Here is a 20,693-nt window from a genome sequence, read left to right on the forward strand (position 1 = left end):
CTGGGAGGGAAGTGGTTGATGTGGTTGCGTCACATGTGAAGCCCCGTATGGTCGGGTGGAGGTATCCCTCACGCCCTGTCATTTCCACCCCTCACAGGAACCACACCATGACAATTCTCTCCCGCAGGTCCTCCAGGTCCCGCAGGTCCCCCAGACTCTCTGCCGCCATCCCGACGACTGCGCTGGCCGTAGCCACTGCCGTGGTCAGCTCACTGATCACCGTGGGCGTCCTTGCCCCGTCCGCCACCGCCGACCCCCGCATCAGCCCGGACGGTTGTGAACAGATCGGCGCCACCGACGCGGTACGCTGCACCGCCTACTCCGAGGCGATGGACCGCGATATCGCCGTCCTCGTCCGACCGTCGCTGACGGAGAATAATCCGGACGTCGCCACCTTCCTCGACGGGGCGAACAACAGCGGCTCCAACGGCTGGCTGAGCACCATCAAGATGCACGACGAGTTCCCCGATGAGGACAAGACCCTGGTCTTCCCCGTGATGGATTCCTGGACATGGACCCAGGATTTCGATAGCGAGGACACCGAAAAGAAGGTCCAGTTCGACACCTTCATCTCCGAGGAGCTGCCCGACTGGCTGGAGTCCACCTTCGACATCCCCGACGGCGGCCGCGGCACCACCGGCATCGCCGGGTTGAGCTCCGGGGCGTACGGCGCGATGAACATCGCGGCGAAGAACCCGGAGAACTACAACGCCGTCTGGGCACTCAGTGGCCTCTACGACCCGGGCATGCCGCTGCAGCGTTTCGTCGTGGACAACACCTCCACCGAGCGCAGCGAGTACGGGGTGAGCCCGTGGGACTCCGAGGAGTCGGTGGCGGAGAACAACCCGTCGTTGCGACTGGGCGCCATGGACATGCCGGTGCTGGTCAACGCGGCCAGCGGCATCCCGAACGTCAACAACCTCGGGCCCGACCCGGTGGCGGTGGTCACCGAGGGTGGCCCGTACGAGTTCGGTTCCATGGTCTTCACGCGGGAGATGCAGGCGCGCACGACGCTGCTGGGCAAGTCCAACTTCCACTACGAGTACGACATCATCGGCGCGCACGACTGGGACACCTGGATCCGCGCGGCACTCGACGGTGGGGCGGCTGATCGCTTCTTCGACAATATGGACGGCGATGGTGCGCCGGGCACCGGCGGTTCGGGCTCCGGCAGCACCAGCGGCTCCAGCGTGTCGAGCGCGCCGGGGGCATCGTCATGAGGCGGGGGAGCAGCGCAGCGTCCGGCGTCCTGATGACCAGGGTGACGGCGACGGCAGCGGCGGCAGCCACGGCAACGGCGCTGTCGGTGCTGGCAGCGCCGACCGTCGCAGCACAGGACAGCACGCAGGACGCGACGCCGGACGTCCTGCCGTCCGAGTGTGCGGACTTCGGCTCCACCGACGCCTACCGCTGCGAGGTGCATTCCGAGGCGATGGGCCGGGACGTGCCGGTGATCGTGCGTCCGGCGCTGAGCGAGGACAACCCGAAGGTCGCGCAGTTCATCGACGGGGCGAACTCTACCTCGGTGAACACGTGGGTGACCGGGGCGGGCGCCCTGGACCACCTCGCCGAGGAGGACTACACCTTCGTCTTCCCCTCGATGGACGGTTTCACCTGGTCGCTGGACTGGGAAGGGCAGGACGAGGTGAAGTACGAGACCTTCCTCGCCGAAGAACTGCCGGCCTTCCTCGAGGACGGCTTCGATGTGCCCGACGGAGGGCGCGGCACCACCGGGGTCACCGGGTTGAGCTCCGGTGCGTACGGGGCGGTAAACCTGGCGTCCAAACATCCGGACCTGTACAGCTCGGTGTACGCGATGAGTGGGTTGTACGACCCGGGGTCGCCGGTGCAGCGCTATGTCTTCGACTCCAGCACCGCCGACCGCAGTGACTACGACCGCGGTCCGTGGGACGGCCCGAACGGTGATGAGCTGGTGGAAGAGGACAATCCGACGCTCAACATCCGGAACCTGACGATGCCGTTGCTGGTCACCGCGGCCAGCGGTGTGCCGAACTTCGCCGGCGACATGGGGCCGAACCCGATCGCGACGGTCTTCGCCGGCGGGTCCTACGAGGCCGGGTCGATGGTGTTCACCGCGCAGTTCCAGGCGGCCGCGGTGGCGGCGGGGATGGACAATATCGAGTTCCGCTATGACACCGTCGGCGCGCACACCTGGGACAACTGGCAGCGTTCGGCCTTCGAGCAGGGCAATGTGGAGACGTTCCTGTCGCGCATCGGTGGCAACGGTGCCGGTGGTGGCGCTGGCGATCTGCCGGACGGCCCGGTCGGGTCCGCGGTGGAAGGCTCCGGGTCGTCCGGGTCATCGGGATCGGTGACGGCGTCCTGACCTACTGCATCTCCACGGTGGGGCGGGACGTGACAGGTAGGACGTCCTGTGTGGGGTACCAGGGGCGGTCGGCGGCGGCGAGGATGAAGGCCCCGTCGCTGTCGCCGTAGGCGGCGATGACCTTGTGTGCCGGGTCGCCGAAGCCGAAGGGGAGGTCGGCGGCACGATCGGAGTTCTCGAGATCTGCGGCGGTCCCGGCTACGTCGGGTGTACCAATGCCGATCTCGGCGACACCGAGGAGCAGGTCAGGACCGGAGTCCCGGAGAACACCGGGGGTTGAGTCTGGTGCTGGGGCAGGGCGGTCGGCGTGTTCGATGAGCTCGAGGATGGAGTGCTCGGGGCCGCGGAAGTAGATCGACCGGCTGGCCCAGGATCCGCCCCGGTCGATCAGGGTGGTGCCGTCGTCGTCCATCAGCCGTTCGCCGGTGACGGCGATGATCCACGCGGCGGCGTCCTCGATGGTGCCGGTGGGGACGGCGAAGGCGAGGTGGTGGCCGCGGGCGGCTGACTCGCCGGTGCCGTCTGCATCGCCAGCGTCACTGGTGTCACTGGTGTCATTGGTCTCGCCGGTGTTGCGTGCGCTGCCGGGTTCGGGGTGTGCGTCCTGCACGAAACGCAGCTCGGTCCAGCCGAGTGCGACGCCGCAGGACGCGTCGGTGGCAACCGGCGCGTCCGGCGCGTCCGGCGCGTCCGGCACGTCCGGCACGTCCGGCGCCTCCGGCGACCCGGACAGTCGCGTCAGGCCCAGCGTGGTGGCGAACCAGTCTGCCCAGTGGTCCGGGTTGTGGACGGGAAGGTCGATGCGTTGGAACCTCATACCCCTCCAGGATAGTGGTGAACAACGTTAGATTCCTGTGGCGCACGGTGCCTGGAGGGGTATCTGTGGCCTGCTGTGACAGGGGAGGTTAATGTCCGCTGTGAATGTTGTCCAGCACCTCGCCCCAAAGGTCACGATTTTGTTACGGTCGCCGTCGCATAGAGGCAAGGAGGCACTGACCATCGTGAAGCACCGTAAGAAGACGTCCCGTACACCGAAGATCATGACCGCCCTGGCAGCCACCGTGGGAGTCGGGGCATCCCTGCTGGCTGCACCGGCCACCCCGACCGCATCCGCGGCCCCGGCCGGCTGCTCCGACTACCGCGACGGCGCCCTACAGTGCTCCGTCCACTCCGATTCGATGGACCGGGACTTCGAGGTGATCGTGCGTCCGGCGAAAACGGAGGGCAACCCGAAGGTCGCGCAGTTCATCGACGGCGCCGACTCCGGCGACCGCAACGGCTGGGTCACCGCCGGCGGGGCACTACCGGCGCTGTCCGACGAGGACGCCACGCTGGTCTTCCCCGCGATGGACGCCTGGAGCTGGGTGCAGGACTGGGACGGCCAGGAAGGGGCACAGTTCGAGACCTTCATGAGCCAGGAACTGCCCGACTACCTCGAGAGTGCGTGGGGCGTGCCCAACGGCGGACGCGGCACCACCGGTGTCACGGGTCTGAGCTCCGGCGCCTACGGTGCGATGAACCTGGCGTCGAAGTACCCGGACATGTACAGCTCCGTGTACGCGCTCAGTGGGCTCTACGACCCGGGTATGCCGGTGCAGCGTGCGGTGATCGACGGGACGTCGATGGCCAACAGTGGCCACGAGGAGATCGCCTGGGCCAATGAGGGACGCCGGGTGGAGAACAACCCGACGCTGAACATCGACAAGCTGGACATGCCGGTGATCGTGAGTGCGTCGTCCGGCATCCCCAACTTCGGTGGGGACATGGGCCCGGACCCCGTCGCCACGGTGGTCAAGGGTGGGCCGTTCGAGGCCGGCTCGATGGTGATGACCGCAGAGTTCCAGGCACAGGCGGCACTGGCCGGCAAGGACAACATCGAGTTCCACTACGACATCATCGGCTCCCACGCCTGGGACACCTGGAAGCGTGCCGCGTTCGACCAGGGGCACATGTACCGGTTCATGGCGAATATCTGAGGCTGCGTTTGACGGTGGCGACCATCTGAGTTGGCAGCGACCGGTTGGAGAATGTACCGGTCAGGGGCATAGCGTAGGAGCACGTGAGTCCTGTTGCACCGTTGCCCGACCCCGACGAGCCATCAGAGCCGTCCCAACCGCCCCGGGAGAACGTCCCCACCCAGACCACGCTGGCGCTCGGCACCGGCATCATGCTCCAGGCGCTGAACTCCTCGATGATCGCCGTGGCGATGGTCTCCATCGCCAGCCACTTCGGGGCCGGGGCGGAGGTGTCCTGGGTCCTTTCGGCGTTCTACATCGCCACCGCCATCGTCTCACCGATGGCCGGCGTGCTCGGCGTGGTCCTCGGTGCGCGCCGGGTGTATCTCGCCGGGCTGGTCCTGGTGCTCTTCGGGTCGGTGCTCGGGGCATTGGCACCGAACCTCGGTGTTCTGGTGGCAGGACGCCTGATCATCGGTGTCGGTGTGGCGATGCAGATGCCGAATGCGATGACGATCATTCGCATCCTGGCCAGGCGCCATCGGCTGCGGACGGGCTCGGCGATCAGCATGTTCACCATGTCCGCCCAGTCGATGACCGCGGTGGGGCCCTCGCTCGGCGGCCTGTTGGTCGGTGTGGCGGGCTGGCAGTCCACCCTGTGGATCAACGTGGCTCTGGTGGTCGTGTCCGGGGTGTGGGTGATGCTCAAGGTGCCGCGCATCGAGGGGGAAGGACGCCCCGAGATGGGCCTGCTGCGCCGACTCGACCTGGTGGGGGCGTTGCTGTTCGGTGTGGCCGTGACCATGCTCATGCTCTTCCTGATCTCCCTGACCGACGAGATCTTCTGGTGGACGCTGCCATTCATCGCCGTCTTCAGTGCGGTGTGGGTGTGGTGGGAGCTGCGGATGGCGTCCCTGCCGTTCATCGACCTGCGGGCCGTGGCGGCGAACCGGCAGCTGGCGAACACGCTGGGGCGGACCATGGTGACCTATGCGGCGTTCTACTGCCTGTTCTACGGGCTGCCGCAGTGGTTCGAGCAGGGCGCGGGCATGTCCGTGTCGCAGACCGGGGCGATGATGCTGCCGATGGCGGTGACGGCCGTGTGCTCGACCTTCGTCGCCGCGCGGATCATCGCGGTGCGCGGCCCGCGGGTGGTGCTGGGGGTCGCCGGGGTGTTCCTGCTGCTCACCGGTCTGGCACTGGCCCTGATCCAGGACAGCTCCACCCCGGTGTGGGTCATGGCGGTCGTCGCGGTCGTCGCCGGTGTACCCAACGGGTTCGCCAGCATCGGCAACCAGGGGCTGATCAACACTGTGACCAGCGTGGAGAAGGTCGGTACGGCGACGGGAATCTACAAGACCATGCAGTACATCGCGGCGAACATGTCCGCGGTGATCGTGGCTGTGTGTATGAGCGCAGGGTCCGGGAGTGGTACCTCGGGGGCATCGGACGCCGGGCTGACCCTCACCGGCTGGGTGATCGCCGTGCTCGGGTGCGTGATGACGCTGGGGATCGTCTTCGCGCGGAAGATGCCGGCGAGGGTGCGGGCGTAGGTAGGGGGCTTAGGCGTCGGCGGGGCGGGCATCGGCGAGCCGTCGCCGGGTGACCGCGTTGTGGCACACTCGCGTTATGTCCTCAGTTTGGGTGCTGCGCAACGATGCTCTCGACAATGACCTGGAAGACCTGGGTCGGATCACCATCGGGTGGGATGGGACCGGTGACCTCAGGGGACTGTCGAAGAGCGAGATCCTTACTTCGCTCAGGGAGTCGAAACCGGAGAAGTCCGAGCGGAGTCATGCGTCCTCGGTGGGTAGTCTTCTGCGGTTCCGCGATGACGTCCGGATCGGAGATGTTGTCGTCGCTCCCAGGCAGGATGGGCGCCACCTGCGTATCGGCACGGTGACCGGGGACTACTTCTACGATGCCGACGCCGAGGAACACCGGCACCGTCGGACGATCCGCTGGGAACGCACCGACGTGGTCCGGAGCGAACTTCCCGTCGCGTCCCAACGGAGTCTGAAGAGCGTCCGGACGTTGTCGCTCATGCACTCCCTCCCGGACATGTACCGGCGGATGGCCCAGGACCACACGTATATTCCTGAGCCGGACGGCAGCGACGCCGTCGAGCACCATCAGCAGGTACAGGTGGCTGCTCTGGTGTCGGAGCAGGAGCAGCCGGCGACATTCCGTAACCCGCTCCCGTCCGTGCAGCCCGTCTATGAAGCAGCGGACGCATGGCGCCAAGCAATCATCGACGGGACGTCGCTGTTCAGCGGGGCGCCCCTGGACTACCGAGGTGCGACCGATGCTCTGATCGCAGATTTCATCAACAGCCCGGACGAGAGCGCGGATGACTTCCTCACCAAGCTTGAGCGCCAGCTCTCTACTGCCTCTGACGACACCGTCCAGTTTGCTGTCGAGCTTTTCTACATCTATTTCTTGCCGATCAGCACCGGGGCGACGCGCAGTTCAACAAAGGACACGAACGTCTCGACGATCGTGAACTGGCGGGAGAACGTCCAACCTGCACCCGCGCCGCTCGCCAAGGCGATGCAGGCCGGCATTGCCCGGGTAGGGACGAGCTATCAGACGAACCGCAACAAGATGTACGCCTACCTCGTCGAGGTGGTTGCCGCGCTCTTTCAGCTGGACGATGCCTCACGACGGTCTGCCGTGGAGAACTGGGATGACTTCCAGGCCGTGCTGGCGACAGTGAACGACCAAAGCGTGTGGGCAATGCGGTTCCTGGTGGAGCATCTCCTGTTTCCCGATCGCGTCCCGGATTCGTCGAATCGCAGTGACCGGAAGAAGATGCTCAAGGTCTTCGGGGACGCTACGGACGGGGTGTCCGATGTGAGCGATCTGCGCCATTGGCTCGCCCCGAATCTGCACTATGGGCAGCAGTCGTCACTGGCGTTGTACCGACCTCCGTACCGTAATACGTGGAATGACCTGTCGGACGAGATGAAGCGGTGGGCCGCGTGGGCCACCTTCGTCGTCGGGGAGATCGGTACCGCAGTTCCGGAAGACCTGAGACAGCAGGCCGCCAGCCTGATCTCGGCATCAGTCGGCGAGATCCCCTCGTTGCTTGCTGAGCTGTTCGGGGATAACGCCCAACTCACGCGACGGGGAAGCGAGGATGCCCAGGGGTTGCGGGAACTGCTGGATCAGGTGGAGGACCTGGGCCCGGGGTTGTTCATCGACCGGGTTGCAGAGTGGGTCGGGGTGCCGGACCTGTCCGCGATGAAGGCCAAGGACCGGGACAGTTTCCTGGAGCAGGCGTCCACGCTGCTGTCGGGTACTGGGGACTTCCCCGTGCGCATCGCCGCGACCGTCTCGGCGGTGCAGCGGCTGACTCGCAGGGACAGCCCATCGGAATCGGCGACGCCCGGCGAGCACTACATCGCCTACCTCGACAGAATGGATCTCCTCATCGCTGCCGTGCAGCAGTTGACGGGGGAGGTTCCGGCCCGGAACGAGGTCGCATGGCTCACGGATCATCTCCTCACACTGGAGGAATCGGAGATGATCGAACGTGGATGGAACCTGGAGACCAGGCAGGCGTATGCCTTGTGGCTCTCCAACAAACCCGTGGAACCTCCGGCAGACGGGGTCGGTGAGGGCAGGGATGAGGCCGGAACGGACACTGCCCACCCCGACACAGGTGCGGACGACGCGCCGACCCCGGAGCCAGGGCAACTGTCGTTCGAGGACCTCGCCGCGAAGCTGTACATCTCCAGCGATGATGGACTGGATTGGCTCGAAGAGCTCAACGACATGGTGCGGGACAAGGGGCAGGTGATTCTGCAGGGCCCGCCGGGCACCGGAAAGACCTATATCGCCCGTGCCGTTGCCGAGCACCTCACCACTCCTGACCGGGTGAAGACGGTCCAGTTTCATCCGGGAACCGCCTACGAGGATTTCGTCCAGGGGCTGCGTCCGGACCCGGAGAACCGTGGCGAGTTCCGCATCGCTGATGGCCCTCTCGTGAAGCTGGCGGATCTCGCCAGGCAGGACCCTGAGCATGACTACGTCCTGATCATCGATGAGATCAACCGCGCTAACCTGCCGGCTGTCTTCGGCGAGCTCTATTTCCTGTTGGAGTACCGGGGCGACGAGGTGACGATGACCTACGGCGACCAATTCAGCCTGCCGCCGAACCTCCGGATCATCGGAACGATGAACACGGCGGACCGGTCCATCACCGCGGTGGACGCTGCTCTTCGCCGCAGGTTCTTCGTGGTGGACGTCCGCCCGGGGCAGACGCCGTTGGACGAGACGTTGCCCACCTGGTTGGACACTCATGCAGCTGATCTTGATTGGCTGACGCAGCTCCTCACCACCGCGAACGAGAAGATCGGTGACCGAGACCGGATGATTGGTCCCAGTCACTTCATGACGGCACCCTTGTCGGAGAAGGCGGCGAAGCGGGCGTGGGAACACTCGGTTGTGCCAACGTTGACGGAGCTGTTTTACGCGCAGCCCGAGCGGTTGAAGGAACTGCGGTTCGATGCGTTGAAGGCCGTGGTGACGAAGGCCGGACCTGATGCTGACGCTGACTGAACACGGTCGGAGTGATCCCCTCCGATTGAGCCTCTCCCAGCAGGGGAAGCTCAGGGACCTCTTCCGGGCAACGATCGAGCCGGCTGCTGATGGCTTGGTGACGGTCACCCCGGGGTCACGTGTGGGTGCGGCCGTGATCGATGGAGAGCACGTCGTGGTTGCACCGAAGGTGCCGCTGTCGCGGATCGTGCACATGCTGTCCATCGCCAGCGACCCGGTGCGGTGGGCAGGGGACACGGCGGAGGGGCTCCGGGTGTCCTCACTTGAGGATGCTTTGGCCGTCCTTCTGGCCCGTTCCTGCATGACGGCGTTCTCCGCCGGCGTCTACAGGTCGTATCGCACTGAGCGGCAGCAGCTGGCGTATGTCCGTGGGCGCATCCGTGTCGCGGAGTATCTGCGGGATCCGAGGCCGTTGCCTGTATCCGTGACGGCGACGGTGCACGATGAGGACGTACCGGAGAACCAGATCCTTGCTGCGGCGGTCAAGCATCTGCGGCAGGTCCGGGGGCTGTCCACCGCTGCGCAGCGGGAGCTGTCGCGAGTGTGGCAGGTGGTGGGGGAGACAACATCGCTGTCTGTGCGCACTGCGCTGGAGCTGGGGCAGCGCATCCAGTGGAGCAGACACAACCTGCACTATCAGGCTGCTATCCGTCTTGCGGTCCTGGTCCTGGAGGGACAGTCGGTGGAGGTCACAGAGGGACGCGTCCGGGTCCCGGGTTTTGTCCTGGACATGCCGCGCATTGTGGAGCAGTACGTTCGGGTGCTGTTGCGAGGGGCGCTGGGTGCCACTGATGTTGAGATGCCGGATTCGTGGAGCCACCGGGTGTGGTTGGACGAAGGGCGACACGTGCAGTTGATCCCAGACCTGGCGATGCGCCGGGCTGGGCGATGGCATTTTGTGGGGGATGTGAAGTACAAGGTCAACGCTTCGTCGTTCGGTGACGACGAGGTTGGTTGGGGACGACGCGACGACCTGTACCAACTGCTCGCCTATGTCACGGAGACCGAACTCGATGAGGGGACGTTGATCTACGCCGGTGACCGCACCGGGGAAACGGTGCACACCGTGCGTGGGACTGGGGCACGGCTACACGTGGTGTCGGTGGACCTGGGCGCATCGGACTGCGATGAACAGGTGCGGCGGGTTGCTGGACTTCGCGGTGGGGCGGTTTCCGGAACGCGATAGCCGGCGTCGTGTCCGGCCGGCTTGATAGGCTGAGGCGAGATAAGCAGCAGCCGAGGCTAATGCCTCATGATCAGGAGATTCAGTGAAGAAGCGGATCAATGTCGTCGGTGCCGTCCTGACCCAGGGCACAAAGATCCTTGCTGCTCAGCGCGGGGAAGGGATGTCTCTCTCTGGGATGTGGGAGTTTCCAGGTGGGAAGATCGAGGAAGGGGAGACGCCTCAGGAAGCACTGCGCCGCGAGCTTGAGGAGGAGCTCCTGTGTTCTGCCGAGATCGGTGAGAAGGTAGAGAGCACTGAGTACGAGTATGACTTCGGCATTGTCATCCTGACCACGTTCTTCGGCACGATCGTCGACAAGGAACCCACACTCACTGAACACTCCGAGGTCCGCTGGGTGGAAGCCTCCGATCTCGGGGGCCTGCCCTGGGCTCCAGCGGACATCCCGGCTGTTAATCGCGTCGTCGCACACTTCGCCGCATGAGCTTCAAGAACTCGCGTATCGGCGCCAGCACTGCGCACGGTTTCCTTGACCGTGCTGTAGATTCTGAACAGGTCTACCATCCCCGTCTCATTGCGAACCGGGATGGCAACACGATGGTGCATGCCATCGAAGATGAGCTCCGTCGGTCGATCGGGTTCGATTTCTCCGTCGCCTTCATCACGCCGGGTGCATTGGGCATGTTGAAGCAGTCGCTGCGTGACTTCACCGGGCGGGCAACCATCATTACGTCCACTTACCTGGATTTCAATGAGCCGGATATGTTCCGTGAGTTGCTCACTCTCGATGGCATTGAGGTTCTCGTTCACCCAGGCGATCAAGGGGGGTTTCACTCCAAGGGCTACGTCTTCACCCAGGACGGGACGCTCTCGGCCATCGTCGGTAGCTCGAACCTCACCCGCTCAGCGCTGACCAAGAACCAGGAATGGAACCTGCGATTCTCGGCACTGCCTGAAGGTGACATCACCTACCAGCTCCAGGCCGCAATCGAGGATCAGAAGGCTCACGCGTTCCCGCTCACTACGGAGTGGATCGACGAGTATTCCAAGAGGCGCAAGCCGAAGTACAGCCAGGCGATGGCAGAAGCCATCGAGGAGGGCGAGGTTCCAGCAGGGCGCATCGTCCCGAATGCGATGCAAAAGGAAGCTCTCGATGAGATCCGTGCGGTGCGCGAAGGGATAGGTGACGAAGCCGGCGCCGATCGCGCACTCGTCATCTCGGCAACGGGTACGGGCAAAACGATTCTCGCAGCGCTGGCAGCGCGGGAGATCAACCCGGAGCGCATGCTCTTTGTTGTGCATCGCGAACAGATCCTTAACAAGGCGATCACGGAGTTTTGCCGGGTCCTCGAGTTTTCCGACACTGACGTGGGACGAGTGGTGGGTGCGGAGAAGGACTTGGAGAAACGCTGTGTTTTCGCGATGGTGCAGACGCTGTCCAAGACTGATGTGCTTCAGTCCATCCCGCGTGATGCCTTCGACTTGATCATCATCGACGAGGTGCACCGGGCCGGCGCGAAGAGCTATGAGCGGCTCATCGAGCACTTCTCCCCGTGCTTCCTGCTCGGTCTCACCGCGACTCCAGAGCGTACCGACGACATCAATGTCTTCGAGCTTTTTCACCACAACGTGCCGTACGAGATCCGCCTGCAAGAGGCACTCGAGGCGGATATGCTGACGCCCTTCGACTACTACGGCGTCACCGAGTACATCGACGAGGTCGGCGATGCCAATGAAGACGCATCGCTGTTCAGCAAGCTCGTAGCTCCAGAACGTGTCGACCACATCCTGGATAAGCTTCGCAGCTACGGCTTTCCTTCCGGGGTCAAGGGCCTCATCTTCTGTAGCAGTCTGGACGAAGCTACAGAACTAACTGCCTTGCTTAACGAGCGTGAGCTCAATGGCCGACGGCTGAGGACGGTCGCTCTTACTGGTAACTCCAGCAGTGAGGAGCGCGAGCACGCCATGAAGGATCTGGCAGCCGGGGAACTGGACTACATCCTCACCCGCGATATCTTCAATGAGGGAATCGATATTCCCGAGGTGAACCAGGTCGTGATGCTGCGCAACACTGAGTCCAGCATCATCTTTACCCAGCAGCTCGGTCGTGGCCTGCGCAAGAGTCTCGGCAAGGATCACCTGAGGGTCATTGATTTCATCGGCAACTACAAGAATAACTTCCTTATCCCGATCGCTCTGTTCGGCGACAACAGTCTCAACAAGGAGACGATCAGGGAGAAGCTGATCAAGGCCGAGTCTGCCGGTGTCATTGCAGGGCTGTCGAGCGTCAACTTCGATGAGATCTCCCGCAAGCGTGTTCTGCAGTCGCTGGCGACGTCGAGTCTGGATAGCATTCACAACCTCAAAAGCGCGTTCCGAGAACTGAAGAACAGGATCGGGACGGTGCCGATGCTCGCCGACTTCGCACGCCACGGCACTGTTGATCCGGTGGTCTTGGCGGCCAAGCGGAAGTGTTACTGGTCGTTGCTTCCGAGTTTCGACAAGGAAGTGGCAAAGCCGACTGCTGCGCAGGAAGCCTACTTAGCGATGCTGGACCATGAGCTGGTCAACGGGAAGCGACCTCATGAGCTGTTGCTGATTGATGTGCTGCTTGAGAAGCGAACGATCACGCGAGACTCGTTTGCAGAGAGCCTTGTGAAGCAGGGCTGCGTTGCCGACGATGACACGCTGGACTCCGTGGAACGGATTCTGACTCTTGAGTTCTTCACGAAGGAGGAGTCCAAGAAGTACGGACCGCACCCGGTGATCGACATTATCGAGGGAACTTACCGCCTCAACCCCAACTTCGCTCGGCTCTACGAGGCAGATGATTTGTTCACTGCTCACGTCGACGACGCAGTGGAAGCAGGTCTCTACCTCGCTCGCCACAAGGGGACCTGGTCAGGTCACCTCGAGTATGGAAAGCAGTACACCCGTAAGGACGTATGCCGGCTGCTGAACTTTGAGTCCAACCAGTACAGCACCCTGTATGGATACAAGACGGACGAGTTCTCGAATAGCTGCCCCATCTTCATCACCTACGAGAAGTCTGATGAGATCTCGGCAACGACCCAGTATGAGGATGGCTTCGATGATGAGTCCACGGTGAACTGGTTTACGAAGAGTAGGACATCGCTGAAGAGCAAGCGCGAGTATGACATTTCGACGAACGTGTACCCGCTCCACGTGTTTGTGAAGAAGGATGACGTGGACGGCAGCGACTTCTACTATCTGGGTGGGGCAGTAGCTCGTGATGCCCGGGATACTCACATCAAGGACAAGCACGGCAAGGACGTGTCCATCGTCAACATGAAGCTGGATCTTGAATCCCCGGTCGATCTGGGGCTCTACGGGTACTTGACCGTGCCGTCCATGAAGGACTAGCTGCCCTACAGTCCCACGTCAGGTCCCGCGAGGAGCTATGCATGAGGTGCGTCTTATCCGCCTGGACAAAGACGATATTGAGCCGCAACGGCGCTGAAACACGGTGAGTGTTTCATGGGGGCATGGCATACGACTACGTCGTCATCGGCTGCGGTTCCATCGGGTCGATGGCACTCTGGCAGCTCACCGAACTCGCCCCGGACGCGAGCGTCCTCGGCATCGAACGCTTCGGACGCGTCCACACCAGGGGCTCCTACTCCGGTGAATCACGCCTGTTCCGGGTCGCGCTCAAGGAGGGCGGCATCTACATCCCGCTGGTCCAGGAGGCCCGCCGCATGTGGTGCGAGCTCAACGAACGCACCGGACGGGATATCTTCCTCCCGATCGGGGCGATCAGCGTCGCCCCCGCGGACTTCCCGACAATGGTCCAGACCATGGAGGTCATCAACTCCCATGGCCTGGACCACGAGGTTCTCGACGCTGATCAGCTGGCCGAACGCTACCCGGCCTTCGCCGCCGCGCCCGACGGTGCTGACCCCGACATCGCCATCATCGACCCGGCCGGTGGTGGAATCCGTCCCGAACTCGCCGTCGCCACCGCCCAGCAGCTCGCTCTGGGCGCCGGGGCCACGCTGTGGGACAACACCCGCGTCCTGTCCGTAGAACCGTGAGCGGGTGAGGGCGGCACCACCGTGATCCGCATGGAAGGACCCGCGGGCACCGACGAACCGGTGGAGATCATCGCCGACAAGGTCATCGTGGCCAACGGCTCCTGGGCAGCCGACCTGTACCCGGACCTTGCCGAACACATCTCCGTACGCACCATCCCGCTGACCTGGTACCTCCCACTTCAGATCACCAACTTCCTGCCGGAGAATCTGCCCATCTTCATGCGGGACATCACCACGTCCGACGGCGCAGTCTGGCACTGCTACGGCGCTCCCAGTCTCGACGGTTACAGCGTGAAGATCTCCCACGGAGACTTCAGCGGAAACGCGCCGACGCCCGACGGCCTGAAGGAACTTCGCACCGGCGTGCTCCCCGAGATCCTCACGAAGGTCTTCGCCGAGCATTCCTCCGCCTTCTTCGACGGGATTCTCGATGACCCGGTGCGCATGACGCTGCACCACGACGGTTTCACCGCCGACCACGCGCCGATCCTCTCCACCGTGCCCGGGTCGGACGGGGCGGTCACCATCGCCACCGGCATGAGCGGCAACGGCATGAAGTTCGCTCCGATATACGGTCGTATCACCGCCGAGCTCGCCATCTTCGGAGAGTCGTCGTTGCGTCCTACCTCCTTCGACTACCCGACGGAGGACGCGCCGCGTACGCCCAAAGCAGCGACCTTAGTGCACAGCCCCGTGGCGTGCCCTTGACCTGTATGCGTCCCACCACCGCTCTCACCGCCCGCACCACCACCCACGAGTTCGAGACCCAGCTGCCGCACCCCGCAGTCGACGTCTGGGACTGGCACACCCGCCCCGGCGCCGTCGTCCGCCTGACCCCGGGATTTGCGCGCATGCGGGTCCGCTCCGAGGCCTCCGACCTTCGCGACGGCACCACCACCTTCTCCCTCCCCGGTCGCCTACCTGGGAAGCGCGCCATGATCCGGAGGGTTTCGCCGAAGGGCGCAGCTTCGTCGACGACTGCGTGAACCGGCCTTTCCGCTTCACGGGGTGGCACCACGAGCATCTCATCACCGACAGTGGCGACGGCACCTCCACCGTCACCGACCGGATCACCTCCCGTGTCCCGACCATCCTGCTCAGCCGCATCGCCGCCTACCGCCGCCGCCAGCTCACCGACGACCTCGCCCACCTCGCGGAGTTCCGGGAGCTGGATGCGCCGTCACTGACCATCGCGGTGTCCGGGGCATCCGGACGGGTCGGCACACAGCTCGTCGCGCTGCTGCGCACCACCGGGCACACGGTGACTCCGCTGGTCCGCAACACTGGCGGTGAAGCCAACACTGCCGGGGATAGCCGCCACTGGGATCCAGCCTCGCCTGCCCCGGACCTGCTCGACGGTGTGGATGCCGTGATCCACCTCGCGGGTGCCCCGATCTTCGGACGCTTCACCGCCGTCCACAAGGCCGCGGTACGCGACTCGCGGGTCGGGCCGACCCGACGCCTGGCCGAGGTTGCGGCATCCTGCGGGTGAAGGTCTTCGTGTGCGCCTCCGCCGTGGGGTTCTACGGGGCCTCGCGTCCGGAACCGGTGGGGGAGGACGCCGACCGGGGTGAGGGATTCCTCGCCGACGTCGTCGCGGACTGGGAGGACGACTGTGCCGTCGCGTCGGAGGCCGGGGTGCGGGTGGTGAACATCCGGACCGGGCTGGTGCTCGGTGGGGGAGCACCGCTGCTGACGTTGCTGGCAGCGTCCTCCCGGGTCGGTGGCGGACGCCTCGGGTCAGGCGAGCAGCACTTCCCGTGGATCGGGGTGGACGACCTCGCCGACATCTACCACCGTGCCGTGGTGGACCCCTCCCTGGTCGGGCCGGTGAATGCCGTCGCTCCGGAAGACATCACCGAGGGGGAGTTCGCCGCCGTGCTGGCCGATGCTCAGAAGGTGCGGGTGCCGTTGCGCGTCCCGGTGCCGGCAGTGGGGCCCGCGGTGCTGCTGGGTAAGGACGGGGCCACGGAGCTGGCGCTGGCTGACCAGCATGCGCGGCCTGTGGTGCTTGAGTCTGTGGGGCACCGGTTCCGCTTCACTGCTGCGCGGGACCTGGTGGCCCACGAGTTGGGGTAGCGGTGTCCTGACGCCTAATGACACAGGTCTGGCGAGAAGTGTCCCAGCATAGGGTTGTTCATTTTGAAGGCCGCGGGTGGTCCCGTGTGGGGAACATGATCGAGTCTACGTCCGGTCCAGACTTGCTAGACTGAGCGAAGACCACGTCACTGGGTAACCCTGGACAGGAGGGGACATGCGAGTCACGCACGTTCGCGCCAGCAACTGGCGGAACTTCAAGGCTCTGGACTTTGAGATCAGCAATCGCCTGTTCGCGGTCGGCCCCAATGCCTCCGGGAAGTCGAACCTTCTTGATCTGTTCCGTTTCCTCGGTGACATTGCAGCTGCTGGTGGAGGACTCTCCGCGGCCATGGCGGACCGCGGTGGACTTTCGAAGGTGAAGAGTCTGTTCGCACGGAACCATGACAAGGGGCGGCTCGTCCTCGATGTCGAGCTTTCCGATGGAGACGACACCTGGCGCTATCACCTGTCCATCAAGGGTGAGGGCAAGGGGAGGAACCGTCCGCTCGTCAATGAGGAGATTGTCGAGCACAACGGGGCCACGCTCCTGAACCGTCCTGATGCCAATGATGCGGCCGACCCTGAGCTGCTTACCCAGACCAATCTCGAACAGATCTCTGCAAACCAGAAGTTTCGGGAGTTGGCCGAGTATTTCGCGAAGGTACGGTACTTCCACCTTGTTCCGCAGATCATACGCGATCCTGGCCGAGTAGGTGCAGGTAGTGGCGATATCTTCGGCACCAGCTTCATCGCCGACATCAATGCAGTCCCATCACGAACGAGGAACGCCTGGTTGCGGAGGATGGAAGGTGCCCTACAGGCGGCGGTTCCCGAGTTTGAGTCATTGGCCCTGGAAGTGGACCCATCCGGGCAGCCTCACCTTGTCGCTGGATACCGAAACTGGCGACAGAGCCCTACCCGACAGAGTGAGGTGGATTTCTCCGACGGCACGCTGCGGCTCATCGGCCTGCTCTGGACCATCGTGAGTGCGCCAGCGAACGGAGGGATCCTCCTGCTCGAGGAACCGGAACTGTCGCTCAATTCCGCTATCGTCAGAAACTTGGCGAGTGTTCTTGCCATGGCGCAGCGGGACCGTTCCATGCAGGTGATCCTGTCCACCCATTCTCCGGACCTCCTGGACGATGAAGGTGTGCTTCCTTCCGAGATCCTTGTCCTGCAACCTACGGACGACGGAACAGTCGCGAATATCCTCGCTGATATCGACGAGGTCGCTCCGATGATCGCGGCTGACCTGCCGAAATCAGACATGATTGAGGGGTTGATTTCACCGAGGGACCTTTCGGGGCTGATCGAGGTCGGGCGGCTTTCGTGATCAATATCGCGGTGGAGGGGCCGTCAGACGAAGAAGCAGCGAAGGCAGTGGTTGCTGCAGCCGGGCACGATATAGGAAAAGTGTATCCAGCTGGCGGGAAAACTGAGCTTGACCCGAAGGTTCCGAATTACTGCCGGGCGGCTGCCTACGGTGGTCCGGGGTGGGTGGTGTTTCGGGATTCCGACGGACACTGTCCGGTGGAGCTGCGAGGGAAGCTCCTCAGCAATGCCGATGTCCCGGAAGGCAGCTTCGACTTGCGTATTGCCTGCACCATGATCGAGGCATGGTTGATGGCTGACGCACGTGGATTTTCGGACTTTTTCCAGGTCAGAGTCGGAAAGATTCCGCAGGATCCCGATTCCTTGGACCACGCTAAGCAGTCGTTGCTCAGTCTGGTGAAGCGTTTCGGCAAGGGGTCGATCCAAGATGATGTCGTCACCAAAGACGGTCAGACGGGTCCGCTGTACACGCACAGGTTGAATGAGTTCGCACGCGACCACTGGAATGTGGAAGCAGCGATGGAGAACAGCCCTGGCCTGGAACGCGCTGTCCGGCGATTAGGCGAACTCAGGGCCGATTAGTCATTGGGCGCTGCGACTACAGTGCCTCGACCAGTTCCGCCACGCGCTCCGCGGTGCCCCACGACAAGGTGACCCCGGCGCCGCCGTGACCGTAGGCGGCGATGACCGGCACGCCGTCCGGCAGTCCGCCGGGCACCTCGTCATCGGTCAACTGTCCCAGCCGGATCGCCGTGCGTCCCGGACGCAGCCCCGCGCCATGCCCGAGGATCGGCAGCTCCTGCAATTCCGGGACCAGGGACTCCGCCCGGTCGAGGATCGCCTCGGCGGTCTCCACATTCGGCTGGTCGTCCCAGGAGCCGACCTCCGAGATCCCGCCGACCACCACGTCCTCACCGCGCGGCAGCACGTAGACCTGCGCATCGACGTCATCGGTGTCGGTGATCCACTCGGTCAGCTTGTTCTCACCCTCACCGTTGGCCATCAGGATTACCTGGCCACGGATCGGGGTGACCTGATCATCGCCGCCGAGCAGTTCGCCACCACGGATGCCGGTGCAGAGCACCACCGCATCAGGACGCTCCGTCGGCCCGGTTTCGGTGACCAGCGCGTCCAACGACTCCACGGTGCGCCACCGAAAGCCCACCCCGGCGACGCGGCAGGCGTCCATCATCCAGGCGAGGTAGGCGGGTGAGTTGATCATCGGCAGCGTCGCGGCCACCCCACCGGGCACCAGCTCGACAGAATCGTCACCCAGGACGTTGACCACCGGGGCGATCCAGTCGTGGTCCGGCGGGTCCAGGCGCTCGCGTACCGTGCCGCGGGTCATGATCACCGGCGGGACGTCATCATCGAAGTCGATCTCATCCCCGGCCTCTCCGGAAGCCTCCGCCTGCTCGGCCAGTTCGGCGAGCTCTGTGAAGCGAATCAGGGAACGCTCCAGCAGTCGGTCGGCGGCCTCGGACTTCTCCGCGCGGTAGGGGTACCACAGGCCGCCGGCGAGGCTGGAGACCGTGTCGCCAGGGCCCCGGTCTGCGACGACCGTGACCTCGTGGCCGGCCTCGGCAAGTTCATGTGCGCAGGTCAGTCCGATGACTCCGGCACCGATGACGGTGATTCGCTGTGTCATTCTTCCATTGTCCCATCAGGGCCCAAAACAATCCGCACTGTTCTGCCGTTGCCTATGTCACACCCCGTTCTAAGATTGCCATGTGTTCCCCGGAGGTCTACAGGATGATCCGCAGGTTGGTCTGGCGCGTCTCTCCCCGGAACGCCTTCTCGCGGCGCCAAATGCCCATGCCTGGGGGTACGGTCTCGACCCGAAACCGTACCCCTGGGCGTGGTTATTTCTCGTCGGGTGTAGGGAGGCGGGGCTGGGCGTTCCTACACCCACTCGCCTGAGCGGAGCGCGGCGCTGACCTGCAACCGGTCCCGCGGTTCGTCGGTCGTACCAACGTCCGGGTTAGCTGTACTGTCCAGGACGACCAGGTCGGCCCGGCCGCCAGGACAGATCCCGGCAGCGGGCAGGCCCAGTGCGCGGGCCGGGGTGATGGAGGTCTGCTGGACCGCGGCGAGCAGCGCGGCATCCGCCGCAGCGACACCGGCGGCATCTGTCGTGACGTTCCCCGCAGTGTCCTCCGGGGCGTCCTGTGCAGTCGCCGGCGCATTAGCCACGGCGTAGCGGAACAGCTGTTCCATCGTCGCGGTACTGCCGGCGATGGTGTCGGTCCCGGCCACCCGGGCGATGCTGTCGACGACATCCACCGCCAATGCGCCCAGGTGGTAGGCGCCGTCCGGCATGCCGGTGGCCGCCATTGCATCGGTGACCAGCGAGACCCGGCCCGCACCGACCCGGGCGCACACGTTCCGGTACACCGCCGGGTGCAGGTGAACCCCGTCACCGATCATCTCCACCGTCACCCGCGGGTCCTCGACCAGCGCGGTCACCGGACCGGGCTCGCGGTGGTGCACCGGACGCATCGCATTGAACAGGTGCGTCCCGACCCTCGCCCCGGCCTCGATCGCCGCGACGGTCTGGTCGTAGGTGGCATTGGTGTGCCCGACGGCGGCGACCGCCCCGGCATCCACGATCTGGGCGATGGCGTCCAGTGCGCCGTCCAATTCGGGGGCGATGGTGACCATCCGGATCGTCCCACCGGCGGCCTCGAAAACCCGCGAGATTTCCGCGGGATCCGGCGCTCGCAAGGCGGTCGGATCATGCGCCCCGCACTTGTGCGAGGACAGCCACGGGCCCTCCAGGTGGATGCCGGCCAGGGGGCCGTCGGCGACCAGCGGGGCCAGGGTCTCCACCTGTCGCAGCAGGTCACCGGGGTGGGCGGAGACCAACGAGGCAATCATCGAGGTGGTGCCGTGGCGGGCGTGGGCCGCGATGCCCGTGGCCACGGCGTCCGGGTCGGTGGCGCAGTCGGGGAAGGCCCCGCCGCCACCGCCGTGGATGTGGGTGTCGACGAACCCGGGGACGATCGTGGCGTCCCCCAGATCGTGAACCACGGTGCTGTCCGTGCTGTCCGCGCCGTCCGGCGGCCCACCGGCACCCACCGCGGTGATGACGGAACCGGTGACCTCGACCCAGCCCGGGCGCAGCACTGCATCTTCAGGCTCCCCGGTGACGACGGCAGCGGCGGTGAGGATCATGCCGC

Annotated in this window: 16 protein-coding genes and 1 pseudogene; 14 read left to right on the plus strand and 3 right to left on the minus strand. The window is 64.5% G+C overall.

What is annotated here, in order from left to right:
- The first annotated feature begins 107 nt into the window (after positions 1–107).
- Both ACTXPP_RS04145 and ACTXPP_RS04150 read left to right on the plus strand, forming a co-directional pair.
- Positions 108–1,220, plus strand: coding sequence for an alpha/beta hydrolase-fold protein (locus tag ACTXPP_RS04145; protein WP_301495597.1), 1,113 nt, complete (start codon positions 108–110; stop codon positions 1,218–1,220).
- Positions 1,217–2,347, plus strand: a complete 1,131-nt coding sequence (locus tag ACTXPP_RS04150) for an alpha/beta hydrolase-fold protein (RefSeq protein ID WP_301521030.1) — start codon at positions 1,217–1,219, stop codon at positions 2,345–2,347. Before ACTXPP_RS04145 ends, ACTXPP_RS04150 begins: the two co-directional genes overlap by 4 nt.
- A gap of 1 nt (position 2,348) precedes the next feature.
- Here ACTXPP_RS04150 and ACTXPP_RS04155 read toward each other — a convergent pair whose 3' ends face one another.
- Complete coding sequence (locus tag ACTXPP_RS04155; RefSeq protein WP_301495601.1) at positions 2,349–3,164, minus strand: VOC family protein; 816 nt, start codon at positions 3,162–3,164, stop codon at positions 2,349–2,351.
- 184 nt (positions 3,165–3,348) lie between these two features.
- On the opposite strand from ACTXPP_RS04155, the gene ACTXPP_RS04160 reads away from it, so the two are divergent.
- From ACTXPP_RS04160 to ACTXPP_RS04215, 12 genes and pseudogenes are all read left to right on the plus strand, one after another.
- Positions 3,349–4,323, plus strand: a complete 975-nt coding sequence (locus ACTXPP_RS04160; RefSeq protein WP_301495603.1) for an alpha/beta hydrolase-fold protein — start codon at positions 3,349–3,351, stop codon at positions 4,321–4,323.
- A gap of 83 nt (positions 4,324–4,406) precedes the next feature.
- Positions 4,407–5,855 carry an MFS transporter gene (locus tag ACTXPP_RS04165; protein ID WP_301495605.1) on the plus strand — a complete coding sequence of 483 codons (1,449 nt, stop codon included), beginning with the start codon at positions 4,407–4,409 and terminating at the stop codon, positions 5,853–5,855.
- 76 nt (positions 5,856–5,931) lie between these two features.
- Entirely contained in the window at positions 5,932–8,865 is a 2,934-nt protein-coding gene (locus ACTXPP_RS04170) for an AAA family ATPase (RefSeq protein ID WP_301494889.1), read from the plus strand.
- Positions 8,849–10,051 (plus strand): McrC family protein, encoded by a 1,203-nt coding sequence (locus tag ACTXPP_RS04175; protein WP_301494891.1) that lies wholly within the window; start codon positions 8,849–8,851, stop codon positions 10,049–10,051. The genes ACTXPP_RS04170 and ACTXPP_RS04175 overlap by 17 nt, the downstream gene beginning before the upstream one ends.
- 82 nt (positions 10,052–10,133) lie before the next feature.
- Entirely contained in the window at positions 10,134–10,532 is a 399-nt protein-coding gene (locus ACTXPP_RS04180; protein ID WP_301494893.1) for a (deoxy)nucleoside triphosphate pyrophosphohydrolase, read from the plus strand.
- On the plus strand, positions 10,529–13,432 hold the full coding sequence (locus tag ACTXPP_RS04185; protein WP_301494895.1) for a DEAD/DEAH box helicase: 2,904 nt from the start codon (positions 10,529–10,531) through the stop codon (positions 13,430–13,432). Before ACTXPP_RS04180 ends, ACTXPP_RS04185 begins: the two co-directional genes overlap by 4 nt.
- A 122-nt stretch (positions 13,433–13,554) precedes the next feature.
- Positions 13,555–14,811 (plus strand): annotated as a pseudogene (locus ACTXPP_RS04190) (FAD-dependent oxidoreductase).
- Between the two features lie 5 nt (positions 14,812–14,816).
- Entirely contained in the window at positions 14,817–15,089 is a 273-nt protein-coding gene (locus ACTXPP_RS04195; RefSeq protein ID WP_443341039.1) for a hypothetical protein, read from the plus strand.
- The gene (locus ACTXPP_RS04200) at positions 15,086–15,595 is read left to right on the plus strand and encodes an NAD-dependent epimerase/dehydratase family protein (RefSeq protein WP_443341042.1); all 510 of its coding nucleotides are present in this window, start codon (positions 15,086–15,088) and stop codon (positions 15,593–15,595) included. The genes ACTXPP_RS04195 and ACTXPP_RS04200 overlap by 4 nt, the downstream gene beginning before the upstream one ends.
- Entirely contained in the window at positions 15,592–16,182 is a 591-nt protein-coding gene (locus ACTXPP_RS04205; protein ID WP_443341043.1) for a DUF1731 domain-containing protein, read from the plus strand. The genes ACTXPP_RS04200 and ACTXPP_RS04205 overlap by 4 nt, the downstream gene beginning before the upstream one ends.
- A gap of 175 nt (positions 16,183–16,357) precedes the next feature.
- The gene (locus ACTXPP_RS04210) at positions 16,358–17,515 is read left to right on the plus strand and encodes an AAA family ATPase (RefSeq protein ID WP_443341045.1); all 1,158 of its coding nucleotides are present in this window, start codon (positions 16,358–16,360) and stop codon (positions 17,513–17,515) included.
- The gene (locus tag ACTXPP_RS04215) at positions 17,512–18,096 is read left to right on the plus strand and encodes a hypothetical protein (protein WP_443341046.1); all 585 of its coding nucleotides are present in this window, start codon (positions 17,512–17,514) and stop codon (positions 18,094–18,096) included. The genes ACTXPP_RS04210 and ACTXPP_RS04215 overlap by 4 nt, the downstream gene beginning before the upstream one ends.
- Positions 18,097–18,112: 16 nt before the next feature.
- Here ACTXPP_RS04215 and ACTXPP_RS04220 read toward each other — a convergent pair whose 3' ends face one another.
- Both ACTXPP_RS04220 and ACTXPP_RS04225 read right to left on the minus strand, forming a co-directional pair.
- Positions 18,113–19,162 carry an FAD-dependent oxidoreductase gene (locus tag ACTXPP_RS04220; RefSeq protein ID WP_443341047.1) on the minus strand — a complete coding sequence of 350 codons (1,050 nt, stop codon included), beginning with the start codon at positions 19,160–19,162 and terminating at the stop codon, positions 18,113–18,115.
- Positions 19,163–19,416: 254 nt separating this feature from the next.
- A complete protein-coding gene (locus ACTXPP_RS04225) occupies positions 19,417–20,688 on the minus strand; it encodes an N-acetylglucosamine-6-phosphate deacetylase (RefSeq protein WP_443341064.1) in 1,272 nt (423 codons plus the stop codon).
- Positions 20,689–20,693: the final 5 nt, after the last annotated feature.

The organism is Candidatus Corynebacterium faecigallinarum, from assembly GCF_052264515.1.
Lineage (GTDB): Bacteria > Actinomycetota > Actinomycetes > Mycobacteriales > Mycobacteriaceae > Corynebacterium > Corynebacterium faecigallinarum.

Excerpts from the sequence above, each read along its gene's own strand:
- ACTXPP_RS04210 (WP_443341045.1), top strand. The coding sequence starts at position 16,358 with ATGCGAGTCACGCACGTTCGCGCCAGCAACTGGCGGAACTTCAAGGCT.
- ACTXPP_RS04225 (WP_443341064.1), bottom strand. The coding sequence starts at position 20,688 with ATGATCCTCACCGCCGCTGCCGTCGTCACCGGGGAGCCTGAAGATGCA.
- ACTXPP_RS04150 (WP_301521030.1), top strand. The coding sequence starts at position 1,217 with ATGAGGCGGGGGAGCAGCGCAGCGTCCGGCGTCCTGATGACCAGGGTG.
- ACTXPP_RS04145 (WP_301495597.1), top strand. The coding sequence starts at position 108 with ATGACAATTCTCTCCCGCAGGTCCTCCAGGTCCCGCAGGTCCCCCAGA.
- ACTXPP_RS04195 (WP_443341039.1), top strand. The coding sequence starts at position 14,817 with ATGCGTCCCACCACCGCTCTCACCGCCCGCACCACCACCCACGAGTTC.
- ACTXPP_RS04175 (WP_301494891.1), top strand. The coding sequence starts at position 8,849 with ATGCTGACGCTGACTGAACACGGTCGGAGTGATCCCCTCCGATTGAGC.
- ACTXPP_RS04185 (WP_301494895.1), top strand. The coding sequence starts at position 10,529 with ATGAGCTTCAAGAACTCGCGTATCGGCGCCAGCACTGCGCACGGTTTC.
- ACTXPP_RS04220 (WP_443341047.1), bottom strand. The coding sequence starts at position 19,162 with ATGACACAGCGAATCACCGTCATCGGTGCCGGAGTCATCGGACTGACC.
- ACTXPP_RS04170 (WP_301494889.1), top strand. The coding sequence starts at position 5,932 with ATGTCCTCAGTTTGGGTGCTGCGCAACGATGCTCTCGACAATGACCTG.
- ACTXPP_RS04155 (WP_301495601.1), bottom strand. The coding sequence starts at position 3,164 with ATGAGGTTCCAACGCATCGACCTTCCCGTCCACAACCCGGACCACTGG.